This is a genomic window from Streptomyces sp. NPDC030820, from assembly GCF_055572075.1.
Genome location: NZ_JBVIEB010000010.1, coordinates 209,188 through 223,309 on the forward strand (window position 1 = coordinate 209,188; position 14,122 = coordinate 223,309).

Genomic DNA, 14,122 nt, shown 5'->3' on the forward strand with positions numbered 1-14,122 from the left:
CCAGTAGGGTGTGAGACATGGCCGATCCCTCCAGCTACCGCCCCAGGCCGGGTGAGATCCCGGACTCCCCGGGGGTGTACAGGTTCCGTGACGAGCACCGCCGGGTGATCTACGTCGGAAAGGCGAAAAGCCTGCGTCAGCGCCTGGCGAACTACTTCCAGGACCTGGCGAACCTGCACCCGCGCACCCGGACGATGGTGACCACCGCCGCGTCCGTGGAGTGGACCGTGGTGTCCACGGAGGTCGAGGCCCTCCAGCTGGAGTACTCCTGGATCAAGGAGTTCGACCCCCGGTTCAACGTCAAGTACCGCGACGACAAGAGCTACCCCTACCTCGCGGTGACGATGAACGAGGAGTTCCCGCGCGTGCAGGTGATGCGCGGTCACAAGAAGAAGGGCGTCCGGTACTTCGGGCCGTACGGGCACGCGTGGGCCATCCGGGACACCGTCGACCTGCTGCTGCGGGTCTTCCCGGTGCGCACCTGCTCGGCCGGCGTGTTCAAGAACGCCGCGCGCACCGGCCGCCCCTGCCTGCTCGGCTACATCGGCAAGTGCTCCGCACCCTGCGTCGGCCGGATCAGCCCCGAGGACCACCGCGAGCTGGCCGAGGAGTTCTGCGACTTCATGGCCGGCCGCACCGGCACCTACCTCCGCCGTCTGGAGAAGCAGATGATGGAGGCGGCCGAGGAGATGGAGTACGAGCGGGCGGCCCGGCTGCGCGACGACGTCGAGGCCCTGAAGAAGGCCATGGAGAAGAACGCCGTCGTGCTCGCCGACGCGACGGACGCCGACCTCATCGCCGTCGCCGAGGACGAGCTGGAGGCGGCCGTGCAGATCTTCCATGTGCGCGGCGGCCGGGTGCGCGGCCAGCGCGGCTGGGTGACCGACAAGGTCGAGGAGATCACCACCGGCGCCCTGGTCGAGCACGCCCTGCAGCAGCTCTACGGCGAGGAGACGGGGGACGCCGTCCCCAAGGAGGTCCTGGTCCCGGCGCTGCCCGAGCCCGTCGAGCCGGTCCAGGAGTGGCTGACCGGCCGCCGCGGGGTGAATGTCTCGCTGCGCATCCCGCAGCGCGGCGACAAGAAGGCCCTGATGGAGACCGTGCAGCGCAACGCCCAGCAGGCCCTCGCCCTGCACAAGACCAAGCGCGCCTCCGACCTGACCACGCGCTCGCGCGCCCTGGAGGAGATCGCCGAGGCCCTCGACCTGGACAGCGCCCCGCTGCGCATCGAGTGCTACGACATCTCGCATCTCCAGGGGGACGACGTGGTCGCCTCCATGGTCGTCTTCGAGGACGGCCTGCAGCGCAAGAGCGAGTACCGGCGCTTCCAGATCAAGGGCTTCGCGGGCCAGGACGACGTCCGCTCCATGCACGAGGTGATCACCCGCCGCTTCCGGCGGTACCTCGTGGAGAAGGAGAAGACGGGGGAGTGGGCCGACGGCTCCGGCACCGAGGACGCCCTCACCGACGGCGACGGCACCCTCACCGGCCCGGACGAGATCACCAACTCCCTCAAGGACGACGACGGCCGTCCGAAGAAGTTCGCCTATCCGCCCCAGCTCGTCGTGGTCGACGGCGGGGAGCCGCAGGTCGCCGCGGCCCGGCGCGCCCTGGACGAGCTGGGCATCGACGACATCGCCGTCTGCGGCCTCGCCAAGCGCCTGGAGGAGGTCTGGCTGCCCGGCGACGACGATCCGGTGGTCCTGCCCCGCACCAGCGAGGGCCTCTATCTGCTCCAGCGCATCCGTGACGAGGCCCACCGGTTCGCGATCACCTATCAGCGCACCAAACGCGCCAAGCGCTTCCGGGCCGGCCCCCTGGACGACGTTCCCGGCCTCGGCGAGACCCGCAAACAGGCGCTCATCAAGCATTTCGGCTCGGTGAAAAGGCTGCGGTCCGCCACAATCGAACAGATCCAGGAGGTGCCCGGGATAGGCCGGAAGACGGCCGAGACCATCGCCGCGGCCCTCGCCCAGGCGGCTCCGGCCGCACCCGCCGTGAACACGGCTACTGGGGAGATCATTGATGACGAGGAACCCGATACGGCGGCGGGTTCCTCGGGGGAGCCCGTAACCGCGGGCCTCCGGGACGAACGACGGGGGCAGGAGAGATGACGGAGCACGACGCACAGCCCACAGCGGAGCGAGATCGGGCCCACGAGGAAGCGGGGCAGAATCAGCCACCCCCCGCGGCGGGCGAGCAGCCCGCGGCCCAGGAAAACGGAGCACAGGTGAGCACGGACGGTACGCCGGCCTCGGGCCAGGAAGCGGCCATCCCCGAGCTGGTGATCATCTCCGGCATGTCCGGAGCGGGACGGTCCACGGCGGCGAAGTGTCTGGAGGACCTCGGCTGGTTCGTCGTGGACAATCTCCCGCCCGCCCTCATCCCCACCATGGTGGAGCTGGGCGCCCGCTCACAGGGCAACGTGGCACGGATCGCGGTCGTCGTGGACGTGCGCGGCCGGCGCTTCTTCGACAATCTGCGCGAATCCCTCGCCGACCTCGACACCCGGGGCGTCACCCGGCGGATCGTCTTCCTGGAGTCCTCCGACGAGGCCCTGGTGCGGCGCTTCGAGTCGGTGCGCCGCCCGCACCCGCTGCAGGGCGACGGCCGCATCGTGGACGGCATCGCCGCCGAGCGCGAGCTGCTGCGCGAGCTGCGCGGCGACGCCGACCTGGTGATCGACACCTCCAGCCTGAACGTGCACGAGCTGCGCGCCAAGATGGACGCCCAGTTCGCCGGCGAGGAGGAGCCCGAGCTGCGGGCCACCGTGATGTCCTTCGGCTTCAAGTACGGCCTCCCGGTCGACGCCGACCTGGTCGCGGACATGCGGTTCTTGCCCAATCCGCACTGGGTCCCGGAGCTGCGCCCGTTCACCGGCCTGAACGAGGAGGTGTCGGCGTATGTCTTCAACCAGCCCGGCGCGAAGGAGTTCCTCGACCGGTACTCCGAACTGCTGAGGCTCATCGCCGTCGGCTACCGGCGCGAGGGCAAGCGATATGTGACCATCGCGATCGGCTGTACCGGTGGCAAGCACCGCTCGGTCGCGGTGTCGGAGAAGCTCGCCGCGCGCCTCGCGGCCGAGGGTGTGGAGACGGTGGTCGTACACCGGGACATGGGACGGGAATGACGGAACGTACACGGCGGCTCGGCAGGCTGCGCCGGATGGTGCCGGAGGGGCGCTCCAGCCGAGCCACGGCCGAGGGAACGGCCCGCCCCGCCGAGGCCCGCGGTGGCCGGCCCCGCCGCCGGGGCGCGCAGCCCAAGGTCGTCGCGCTCGGCGGCGGCATGGGCCTGTCCGCCTCGCTCGCCGCGCTGCGCCGGATCACCGGCGACCTCACGGCCGTAGTCACCGTGGCCGACGACGGCGGCTCCAGCGGCCGGCTGCGCGACGAGCTGGGCGTGCTGCCGCCCGGCGATCTGCGCAAGGCGCTGGCCGCGCTGTGCGGCGACGACGAGTGGGGCCAGACCTGGGCCAGGGTCATCCAGCACCGCTTCCAGTCCAAGGGCGATCTGCACGAGCACGCGGTCGGCAATCTGCTGATCGTCGCCCTGTGGGAGCAGCTCGGCGACCACGTCCAGGCCCTGGACCTGGTCGGCAAGCTGCTCGGCGCGCACGGCCGGGTGCTGCCCATGTCCGCCGTACCGCTGGAGCTGCAGGCCCTGGTCAAGGGGCACGATCCGGAGCGCCCGGACGACGTGGACACCGTGCGCGGGCAGGCGAACGTCGCCCTCACGCCCGGTGAGGTCCAGTCGGTGCACCTGGTGCCGCACGACCCGCCGGCCGTGCCCGAGGCCGTGGCGGCGGTCCTGGACGCGGACTGGGTGGTGCTCGGACCCGGCTCCTGGTTCTCCTCGGTGATCCCGCACCTGCTCGTCCCCGAACTGCTGGACGCCCTCACGCAGACCAAGGCACGCAAGGTGCTGTCGCTGAACCTCGCCCCGCAGCCGGGAGAAACCGAGGGGTTCTCCCCGCAGCGTCATTTGGAGGTTTTGGGGCGACACGCCCCTAAACTCGCCCTGGACGTGGTGCTGGCCGACGAGGCCGCCGTGCCCGACCGCGACTCGCTCACCGAGGCCGCCAAGCGGCTGGGAGCCGCGGTCGAGCTGGCGCCGGTGGCCCGGACCGATGGATCACCCCGGCACGATCCGGAGCTGTTGGCCGCCGCGTACGACCGTATTTTTCGGATGCATGGAAGGATCGGCCCATGGCGATGACGGCAGCGGTGAAGGACGAGATCTCCCGGCTCCCCGTCACCCGGACCTGCTGCAGGAAGGCGGAGGTCTCCGCCATTCTGCGGTTCGCCGGCGGCCTTCACCTGGTGAGTGGGCGCATCGTGATCGAGGCGGAGCTGGACACCGCGATGGCGGCCCGCCGTCTCAAGCGGGACATCCTGGAGATCTTCGGGCACAGCTCCGAGCTGATCGTGATGGCGCCCGGTGGGCTGCGCCGCGGCTCGCGCTATGTCGTACGGGTCGTCGCGGGCGGTGACCAGCTGGCTCGCCAGACGGGGCTCGTGGACGGCCGGGGCCGCCCGATCCGCGGTCTGCCCCCGCAGGTGGTCTCCGGGGCCACCTGTGACGCCGAGGCGGCCTGGCGCGGGGCCTTCCTGGCGCACGGTTCGCTGACCGAGCCCGGCCGTTCCTCCTCCCTCGAGGTGACCTGCCCGGGTCCGGAGGCCGCGCTCGCGCTGGTCGGCGCCGCCCGTCGGCTCTCGATCGCCGCGAAGGCCCGCGAGGTGCGGGGCGTGGACCGGGTGGTCGTCCGTGACGGCGACGCGATCGGCGCGCTGCTGACCCGGCTCGGCGCGCACGAGTCGGTGCTGGCCTGGGAGGAGCGCCGGATGCGCCGCGAGGTGCGGGCCACGGCCAACCGGCTCGCCAACTTCGACGACGCCAACCTGCGCCGTTCGGCCCGGGCCGCCGTGGCCGCCGGCGCCCGGGTGCAGCGGGCGTTGGAGATCCTCGGTGACGAGGTCCCCGAGCACCTCGCCGCCGCCGGACGCCTGCGCATGGAGCACAAGCAGGCCTCGCTGGAGGAACTGGGCGCGCTCGCCGACCCCCCGCTGACGAAGGACGCGGTCGCGGGCCGGATCCGCCGGCTGCTGGCCATGGCCGACAAGCGCGCCGCCGACCTGGGCATCCCGGGCACGGAGGCCAACCTCAGCGAGGAGCTGGCGGACAACCTGGCGGGCTGACCGGCCCGTGTCAACAGGCCGGTGCCGAGGCCCAGTCGGGGCTTCGGCACCGGCTTTCCCATGCCTGGCAAGCCTGCGTTTACGTGGCCGTGAGGCGCTCTTGACTCGATCACTGTCTGACATGAGCCTGGCAACCTGTTCGCCGCTGTGGCGGACCACCGCTAGGGGGGTTCATGAGACACAGAGCGAGATCGATCCTCGCTGTCGGCGCGCTCCTGATCGGGGGAGCGAGCCTCGCACCCGTAGCCCAGGCACAGAGCGGAAGTCGGGCGAAGTCCGACCCGGACGCGGTCAAGGTTTTCCGAGCCGACGTCACCAAGGAGCAGATACCCCTGCTCCTCAAGGCCGGCCAGGACGGCGACGAACTCGCCGAGCAGATCACCGGAGCCGGAAAGGCCGGGAAGTCCGAGGTGGAGGTCTATCTCACCGACCACCAGGCCGCGCAACTCCGCCGACAGGGCGTCGACCTCACCGAGCACACCGTCCCGGCCAAGGCGGAGGCCCGCATCGAGAGGGCGTCCCAGGGTGTGTTCCGGCCCTACAGCGGAAGCGGCGGGCTCAAGGCGGAGATCCTGCGCACCGCCCAGGCCAACCCCGGCCTGACCAAGGTCGAGTCCATCGGAAGGACGGTGGACGGCCAGGACATCCTCGCCCTCAGGCTGACCAGGGACGCCAGGAAGACGAAAGACGGCTCCAAGCCGTCCGTGCTGTATCTGTCCAACCAGCACGCGCGCGAGTGGATCACACCGGAGATGACCCGGCGTCTGATGCACTACTACCTGGACCACTACAAGACGGACAAGCGCATCCGGAGGATCGTCGACTCCACCGAGCTGTGGTTCGTCATCTCGGCCAACCCCGACGGCTACGACTACACGTTCAGGAACTCCACGACCCGCCTGTGGCGCAAGAACCTGCGGGACGTCAATGGCGACGGGGTCATCGGCACGGGTGACGGCGTCGACCTCAACCGCAACTTCCCCTACAAGTGGGGGTACGACGACGAGGGTTCGTCCCCCGACCCGACCAGCGAGACCTACCGCGGCGCGAGCCCCGAGTCCGAGCCCGAGACCAAGGCGCTGGACGGCTTCGAGAAACGCATCGGGTTCAGATACGCCGTCAACTACCACTCCGCCGCCGAACTCCTCCTCTACGGCGTCGGCTGGCAGGTCGCAACCCCCACCCCGGACGACGTCCTCTACAAGGCGCTCGCCGGCACCCCGGACAACCCGGCCATCCCCGGCTACCGTTCGCAGGTCTCCTCGGAGCTGTACACCACCAACGGCGAGGCGGACGGACACGCGTCGAACGTCAACGGCATCGCGATGTTCACCCCCGAGATGTCGACCTGCCAGACCGCGTCGCAGATCGACCCGAACGACGCCTGGAAGCCCGAGGACTGCCAGTCGGTCTTCAACTTCCCCGACGACGAGAAGCTGATCCAGCAGGAGTTCACCAAGAACATCCCCTTCGCGCTCTCCGTCGCCGAGACCGCCGCGCACCCGGACCGGCCGGTCTCCTCGGTCGGGCTGAGCGCGGCCGACTTCACCCCGGCCACCTTCTCCACCTCGTACTCGCGGGGCGCGGACCAGGAGGTCTCCGCCGTCGTCCGCAAGGCGATCCGCGACAAGGAGCTGAAGTACCGCGTCAACGGCGGCCGTACGCACGACGGGGCGCTCCGCCGCTGGAAGGGCGGCCGGACCTACGGCGGCCACGACGATCTGTACTTCGACGAGTACCGGGCCAGGGTGCGGGGCGGCGCGCCGGGCGACAAGGTGGAGGTCTGGTTCACCGGCGAGGAGAAGGGCGGCAAGAAGGTCTCCAGCTCGCACTTCACCTACACCGTCGCCGAGCGGCCCGAGGCCGACACACTCGTCGTCGCCGAGGAGGGCGCGGCCGCCACACAGAAGCAGAAGTACCTGGACGCGGTCAGGGCGGCCGGGCACCGGGCGATCGTGTGGGACGTCGCCACGCAGGGCGCCCCGGACGCGCTCGGCGTGCTGAAGCACTTCCGCACGGTCGTGCACTACTCGGGTGCGAACGGCCCCGGCAACGCCACCCAGCTCCAGCTGCGCGCCTACCTCAACGAGGGCGGGCGGCTGATCGAGGCCGGTGAACTGGCCGGCGGGAGCGTCGACCTCGGCGACGGCACCCTCTCGGACGACTTCAGCCAGTACTACCTGGGCGCCTACAGCCGTACGTCGACCAAGGGAGCCACCGGCTTCACCGGCTCCGGTGCCCTGGACGGCTACTCCGGCACCCTCGGTGACGCGCCCGGCAACCCGCTGGACGAGGCCGGTACCTACGGCGTCACCTCCGACGAGCTTCCGGCATCCGCTTACCCGCAGTTCAAGAGCGCGGGCGCGGGCCGGTTCGCCGGGGCGGTGAGCCCCTACGGGCCGTACTCCGGCTCGTACATGGCCGCCGCCGTGCACACCGACGACGCCTATAAGCGCCTCACCCGCACCATAGACCTCACCGGTGTCAGCGCCGCCGACAAGCCGGCCCTCACCACCCGGCTGTTGTGGGACACCGAGCCGGGCTACGACCACGCGGTGATCGAGGCGCACACCGTGGGCGCCGACGACTGGACCACGCTGCCGGAGGCCGGGGGCGCCACGAAGACCGCCGTGCCGGCGGACTGCGGGCAGGGATTCCTGATCGCCGAGCATCCCTGGCTGAAGCACTATCTGACGCTCGCGGCGGGCGCCTGCACGGCGCAGGGCACCACCGGCTCCTGGAACAGCCTCACCGGCAGCTCCGGCGGCTGGCGGCAGGCCAGCTTCGACCTGAGCGCCTACGCCGGGAAGTCCGTCGAGGTCTCCATCAGCTACATCACCGACCCGGGCACCGGCGGACACGGCGTCCTCGCCGACGACGCCTCGCTCGTCGTCGGCGGGACGGCGCGTGAGACCGAGGGCTTCGAGTCGTCGCTGGGCGCCTGGCGCGTGGCCGGACCGCCCTCGGGCAGCCCGCCGGTCCTGAAGGACTGGGCGCGCTCCGGCGCGCTGTTCCAGACGTACGGAGCGGTCACCACGGACGACACCGTGCTGCTCGGTTTCGGCCTGGAACAGGTGTCGTCGGCGGCCGGCCGGGCAGCCCTGCTGAGGAGGGCGTTCGCGGCGCTCGGCGGGTGAGGGGCGCCACGTTGACAGATCCCGCTCGTCTTGTTCCAACAGGTGAGCGGGAGCCCTCTCAACGGTGCGCGGAAGGGGCCCTGATCAAGTGAGCCGACCCGCTCACGAACGAGTGAAGACGGCGCGAAAACCGCCCGGCATTCCGTACTAAATACGAGTGAAACCACTGCCGTTCCGGGACGGTCCGTACCCCTACTGGCTGGTACGGACCGCCTGCCCGTGTATGGGCCATCTCGATGTCACCCCGGGGCCCTCAGGGAGGTAGGGTCGGTGGTGGTCGGGGACATCCCAAACAGAGCTCGCCGGCACCGCATGGCCGGCGTACCAACGAGGAGATCGGTTCGTGACGATCCGCGTAGGCATCAACGGCTTCGGCCGCATCGGGCGTAACTACTTCCGCGCGCTGCTGGAGCAGGGGGCGGACATCGAGGTCGTGGCGGTCAACGACCTGGGTGACACCGCGACCACCGCTCACCTGCTCAAGTACGACACGATCCTGGGTCGCCTCAAGCAGGAGGTCTCCCACACCGCCGACACCATCACCGTGGACGGCCACACCATCAAGGTGCTCTCCGAGCGCAACCCGGCCGACATCCCCTGGGGCGAGCTGGGCGTCGACATCGTCATCGAGTCGACCGGCATCTTCACCAAGAAGGAGGACGCCGCCAAGCACCTCGCCGGCGGCGCCAAGAAGGTCCTCATCTCGGCCCCGGCCAAGGACGAGGACATCACCATCGTGATGGGCGTCAACCAGGACAAGTACGACGCGGCCAACCACCACGTCATCTCCAACGCCTCCTGCACCACCAACTGTGTGGCGCCGATGGCGAAGGTCCTGGACGAGAACTTCGGCATCGTCAAGGGTCTGATGACGACGGTGCACGCGTACACGAACGACCAGCGCATCCTGGACTTCCCGCACAAGGACCTGCGCCGCGCCCGTGCCGCCGCCGAGAACATCATCCCGACCACCACCGGTGCCGCGAAGGCCACCGCCCTGGTGCTGCCGCAGCTCAAGGGCAAGCTGGACGGCATCGCCATGCGTGTCCCGGTCCCGACCGGTTCGGTCACCGACCTGGTCGTCGAGCTGTCCCGCGAGGTCACCAAGGAAGAGGTCAACGCCGCCTTCCAGAAGGCCGCCGAGGGCGAGCTGAAGGGCCTCCTCGACTACACCGAGGACCAGATCGTCTCCTCCGACATCGTCAACGCCCCGGCGTCCTGCACCTTCGACTCCTCCCTGACCATGGTCCAGGAGGGCAAGAACGTGAAGGTCATCGGTTGGTACGACAACGAGTGGGGCTACTCCAACCGCCTCGTGGACCTCACGGTCTTCGTCGGCAACCAGCTCTGATCGCCGCAGACCGCGGCAGCAGGACCGTGAAGTGAGAGCAGGGCTCGGGCAGCGCACCGTCGCGCTGTCCGGGCCCTGTCTCGCGTACGGACCACGTCCTTTTACGATCAGGGTGCACCACGAGCCCTCCTTTGGAGTCCACCTCAATGAAGACGATCGACGAACTTCTCGCCGCCGGCGTGAGCGGCAAGCGGGTCTTCGTCCGCGCCGACCTCAACGTGCCGCTGGAGAGCGGCACCATCACCGACGACGGCCGGATCCGCGCCGTCCTGCCCACCGTCAAGGCCCTCGCGGACGCGGGCGCCAAGGTGGTCGTCGCCTCGCACCTGGGCCGCCCCAAGGGTGCCCCGGACCCCGCCTTCTCCCTCGCGCCGGCCGCCTCCCGCCTGGGCGAACTCCTCGGCTCCGCCGTGGCCTTCGCGACCGACACCGTGGGCTCCTCCGCCCAGGACACGGTCGCGGGCCTCACCGACGGCCAGGTCGCCGTCCTGGAGAACCTGCGCTTCAACCCCGGCGAGACCAGCAAGGAGGAGACCGAGCGGGGCGCGTTCGCCGACCAGCTCGCCGCCCTCGCCGACGTCTACGTCGGTGACGGCTTCGGTGCCGTGCACCGCAAGCACGCCTCCGTCTACGACCTGCCGAAGCGGCTTCCGCACTACGCCGGCCACCTCATCGCCACCGAGGTCGGCGTCCTGAAGAAGCTCACCGAGGACGTCAAGCGCCCGTACGTCGTCGCGCTCGGCGGCGCCAAGGTCTCCGACAAGCTCGCCGTCATCGACCAGCTGCTCGGCAAGGCCGATCGCCTGCTCATCGGCGGCGGCATGGCCTACACCTTCCTCAAGGCCAAGGGCTACGAGGTCGGCATCTCCCTCCTGCAGGAGGACCAGATCCCGGCCGTCACCGAGTACATGGAGCGCGCCGAGAAGCAGGGCGTCGAGCTTGTGCTCCCCGTCGACGTCCTCGTCTCGCCGGAGTTCCCGGACCTGAAGACCAAGGCCCCGGCCAACCCCACGACCGTCGACGCGGACAAGATCCCCGCCGACCAGGAGGGCCTGGACATCGGCCCGAAGACCCGAGAGCTGTACGCCTCGAAGCTCGCCGACGCCGCGACCGTCTTCTGGAACGGTCCCATGGGCGTCTTCGAGCACCCCGACTACGCCGAGGGCACCAAGGCGGTCGCCCAGGCCCTCGTCGACTCGCACGGCTTCACCGTCGTCGGCGGCGGTGACTCGGCCGCGGCCGTGCGTACGCTCGGTTTCGACGAGAACGCATTCGGCCACATCTCGACCGGTGGTGGCGCGTCCCTCGAATACCTCGAGGGCAAGACGCTCCCCGGCCTCGCCGCACTGGAGGACTGACCCCGCATGACCACTCGCACGCCGCTGATGGCGGGCAACTGGAAGATGAACCTCAACCACCTCGAGGCCATCGCGCACGTCCAGAAGCTCGCCTTCGCCCTGGCCGACAAGGACTACGAGGCCGTCGAGGTCGCCGTCCTGCCGCCCTTCACCGACCTGCGCTCCGTGCAGACCCTGGTCGACGGCGACAAGCTCAAGATCAAGTACGGTGCCCAGGACATCTCGCAGCACGACTCCGGCGCCTACACCGGCGAGATCTCCGGTCCGATGCTGGCCAAGCTGAAGTGCACGTACGTGGTCATCGGCCACTCCGAGCGCCGCCAGTACTACAACGAGACCGACGAGCTCGTCAACACCAAGGTCAAGGCGGCCTACAAGCACGGCCTGACCCCGATCCTGTGCGTCGGCGAGGAGCTGGACGTCCGCGAGGCGGGCAACCACGTCACCCACACCCTCGCCCAGGTCGAGGGCGGCCTGAAGGACCTCCCGGCCGAGCAGGCCGAGACCGTCGTGATCGCCTACGAGCCGGTGTGGGCCATCGGCACCGGCAAGGTCTGCGGCGCCGAGGACGCCCAGGAGGTCTGCGCCGCCATCCGGGCCAAGATCGCCGAGCTGTACTCGCAGGACGTGGCCGAGAAGGTCCGCATCCAGTACGGCGGCTCCGTGAAGTCCGGCAACGTCGCCGAGATCATGGCGCAGGCCGACATCGACGGCGCCCTGGTCGGGGGCGCCTCGCTGGACGCCGACGAGTTCGTCAAGATCGTGCGTTTCCGCGATCAGTGACGCACGCAGTGAGTAGGCGGTAGCGGCGATACGTCGTACCCTTGCGGGGGCACAGCCGAGATGCTGTGCCCCCGTCGTCCATCCGAATCCGAGGAAGTTGGTCCAGCCGTGGTTTTGGGGTTCTCGATCGCCCTGATCGTCTTCAGCCTGCTGCTGATGCTGCTGGTGCTGATGCACAAGGGGAAGGGCGGCGGCCTCTCCGACATGTTCGGTGGCGGCATGCAGTCCTCTGTCGGCGGCTCCTCCGTCGCCGAGCGCAACCTGGACCGGATCACCATCGTGGTCGGCCTGCTGTGGTTCGCGTGCATCATCGTCCTCGGCATCCTGATGAAGACGAACAGCTGACACCTGTACAGCACACACATCACGCATATTCGGTACGTATGGCCCCATGTTCGGTACGCGCTCCTGGGCGCGGCCTATCATGGGGCTTGCGTCTGGGAGCGGGGCCCTTGTAACTCCAATCACTGGACGCGCGTTGGGCCTTACGTACACTGAGGCGCTCGCAGTGAAGCGAAACGCCGACTCGCTTCGCGGCACCATCACGCAGGGAGTTACGACCGTGGCAAGTGGCAACGCGATCCGAGGAAGCCGGGTCGGGGCGGGGCCGATGGGCGAGGCCGAGCGCGGCGAGTCCGCGCCGCGGCTACGCGTCTCCTTCTGGTGCTCCAACGGGCACGAGACGCAGCCGAGCTTCGCCAGCGACGCGCAGGTTCCCGACACCTGGGACTGCCCGCGCTGCGGCTTCCCGGCCGGCCAGGACCGGGACAACCCGCCGGACCCACCGCGCACCGAGCCGTACAAGACGCACCTCGCGTACGTACGGGAGCGGCGCAGCGACGCGGACGGCGAGGCGATCCTCGCCGAGGCGCTCGCCAAACTCCGGGGCGAGATCTAGCACTTGACACCGGCCGGGCGCCTTGAGGTGCCTGGCCGGAGCCGTATCCGCCCGCGAGCGGTCGGACCGATTGTCAGTGGCTCCCCTTACCTTGTGTCCATAGGCGCATGGTGAGGGGGAGCTGTGGCGACGGTCGAGGAAGGGCGCGTGACGGCGCCCGTGTGGCGCGGGGGATTCGGGCGGCTGTGGACGGCCGCCGTGGTCTCCCGGTTCGGGGACGCGCTACGGACCTCCGCACTGCCCCTGCTTGCGGTGCGGCTCAGCGTCGAACCCTTGGTCATCGCCTCGGTGACGGCCTGCGGGTATGTGCCGTGGCTGCTGTTCGGGCTGCTCGGCGGGGCCGTGGCCGACCGGGTCGACCAACGCCGGGCGATGTGGGCCGTGGACACGGTCCGCGGCCTGCTGGTGGCCGTGTTCGCCGTCGTCGTGGGACTGGGCCACGCCTCGATCCCGCTGCTGTTCGCCCTCGCCTTCGCGCTGACCACGCTCCAGACCCTCTTTGACAACGCCGCCACGTCCCTGCTGCCCGCGCTCGTGGACCGCGCGGCCCTCGGCGGCGCCAACGCCCGGCTGATGACCGGACAGCAGATCGCCGGCGGTCTGCTCGCCGCCCCGCTGGTGCCGCTGCTGCTGGCGGCGGGCGCCTTCATGCCGTTCGCGGCCGACGCGAGCACCTTCCTGGCGGCCGCCGCCCTGGTGGCATCCCTGCGGATACGTCCGCCGGAGCGCGAGCCGCACCCGGCGGGCAGCACCCTGCGGGCCGAGATCGCGGCGGGCCTGCGCGCCCTGTGGGGCGACCGGGCACTGCGCGCGATCTGCATGGCCACGCTGCTGTGCAACGTCGGCATGGGCGCCCTGATCGCCACCCTGGCACTGCACGTGACGCGCTGGCTGAATGCGGGAAACGCCGGATACGCGGCCGCGATGACGGCATTCTCGGTGGGCAGCATCACGGGCGGATTCATCGCCCAGCGCATCTCGCGCCGCACCGGCCGGGTGCGGGCGCTGCTGGTCGCCGGCAGCGTCCAGACGTCGTCACTGCTGCTCATCGGATCCGTCCGGCACCTGACCGCGCTCGTCACCGGCATGCTGCTGCTCGGCGCGATGAACATGGTGTGGAACGTCAACCAGGTCACTCTGATGCAGCAGCGCAGCCCCGAGGCGATGGTGGGCCGTATCGCCTCCGCGTTCCGCACGTCATCGACGTCCGGCGCCCCGCTCGGCGCGCTCCTCGGCGGAGTGGCGGCGCGGACGTACGGGCTGAACGGTCCCGCGCTGCTCGCCGCCGTTCTCTTCACCCTCGCTGTCACCTCGCTGATACCGGCCCGCAAGGCGGACGTACCTGTTGTTGCGCCGGGCGACGACGTCACGACGGCTCGCGCCGCGTGCTGATCAAA

General features: G+C 70.0%; 11 protein-coding genes. All 11 read left to right on the forward strand.

The annotated features are described in order from the left end of the window. The first annotated feature begins 17 nt into the window (after positions 1–17). The 11 genes from uvrC to ACZ418_RS27445 all read left to right on the forward strand — a co-directional run bounded on the left by uvrC (position 18) and on the right by ACZ418_RS27445 (position 14,117). Positions 18–2,114 carry an excinuclease ABC subunit UvrC gene (uvrC, locus tag ACZ418_RS27395; protein WP_468367901.1) on the forward strand — a complete coding sequence of 699 codons (2,097 nt, stop codon included), beginning with the start codon at positions 18–20 and terminating at the stop codon, positions 2,112–2,114. Beyond that, positions 2,111–3,130, forward strand: coding sequence for an RNase adapter RapZ (gene rapZ, locus ACZ418_RS27400; protein ID WP_468367904.1), 1,020 nt, complete (start codon positions 2,111–2,113; stop codon positions 3,128–3,130). The genes uvrC and rapZ overlap by 4 nt, the downstream gene beginning before the upstream one ends. After that, positions 3,127–4,218 (forward strand): gluconeogenesis factor YvcK family protein, encoded by a 1,092-nt coding sequence (locus ACZ418_RS27405; RefSeq protein ID WP_468367907.1) that lies wholly within the window; start codon positions 3,127–3,129, stop codon positions 4,216–4,218. Before rapZ ends, ACZ418_RS27405 begins: the two co-directional genes overlap by 4 nt. Next, positions 4,209–5,198 (forward strand): DNA-binding protein WhiA, encoded by a 990-nt coding sequence (gene whiA / locus ACZ418_RS27410; protein WP_030583311.1) that lies wholly within the window; start codon positions 4,209–4,211, stop codon positions 5,196–5,198. Before ACZ418_RS27405 ends, whiA begins: the two co-directional genes overlap by 10 nt. A gap of 173 nt (positions 5,199–5,371) precedes the next feature. Next, positions 5,372–8,335 (forward strand): M14 family metallopeptidase, encoded by a 2,964-nt coding sequence (locus tag ACZ418_RS27415; RefSeq protein ID WP_468367910.1) that lies wholly within the window; start codon positions 5,372–5,374, stop codon positions 8,333–8,335. Between the two features lie 343 nt (positions 8,336–8,678). Then, positions 8,679–9,686 (forward strand): type I glyceraldehyde-3-phosphate dehydrogenase, encoded by a 1,008-nt coding sequence (gene gap / locus ACZ418_RS27420; protein ID WP_468367912.1) that lies wholly within the window; start codon positions 8,679–8,681, stop codon positions 9,684–9,686. A 146-nt stretch (positions 9,687–9,832) separates the two neighbouring features. Further along, complete coding sequence (locus ACZ418_RS27425; RefSeq protein WP_468367915.1) at positions 9,833–11,044, forward strand: phosphoglycerate kinase; 1,212 nt, start codon at positions 9,833–9,835, stop codon at positions 11,042–11,044. A 6-nt stretch (positions 11,045–11,050) separates the two neighbouring features. Next, positions 11,051–11,827: a triose-phosphate isomerase gene (gene tpiA, locus ACZ418_RS27430; protein ID WP_468367918.1), complete on the forward strand. Its 777-nt coding sequence runs from the start codon at positions 11,051–11,053 to the stop codon at positions 11,825–11,827. Between the two features lie 114 nt (positions 11,828–11,941). Further along, complete coding sequence (gene secG / locus ACZ418_RS27435) at positions 11,942–12,172, forward strand: preprotein translocase subunit SecG (protein ID WP_023551598.1); 231 nt, start codon at positions 11,942–11,944, stop codon at positions 12,170–12,172. A gap of 217 nt (positions 12,173–12,389) precedes the next feature. After that, positions 12,390–12,725 carry an RNA polymerase-binding protein RbpA gene (locus tag ACZ418_RS27440; protein ID WP_078066843.1) on the forward strand — a complete coding sequence of 112 codons (336 nt, stop codon included), beginning with the start codon at positions 12,390–12,392 and terminating at the stop codon, positions 12,723–12,725. A 147-nt stretch (positions 12,726–12,872) separates the two neighbouring features. Next, a complete protein-coding gene (locus ACZ418_RS27445; RefSeq protein WP_468367921.1) occupies positions 12,873–14,117 on the forward strand; it encodes an MFS transporter in 1,245 nt (414 codons plus the stop codon). Positions 14,118–14,122 lie beyond the last annotated feature (5 nt).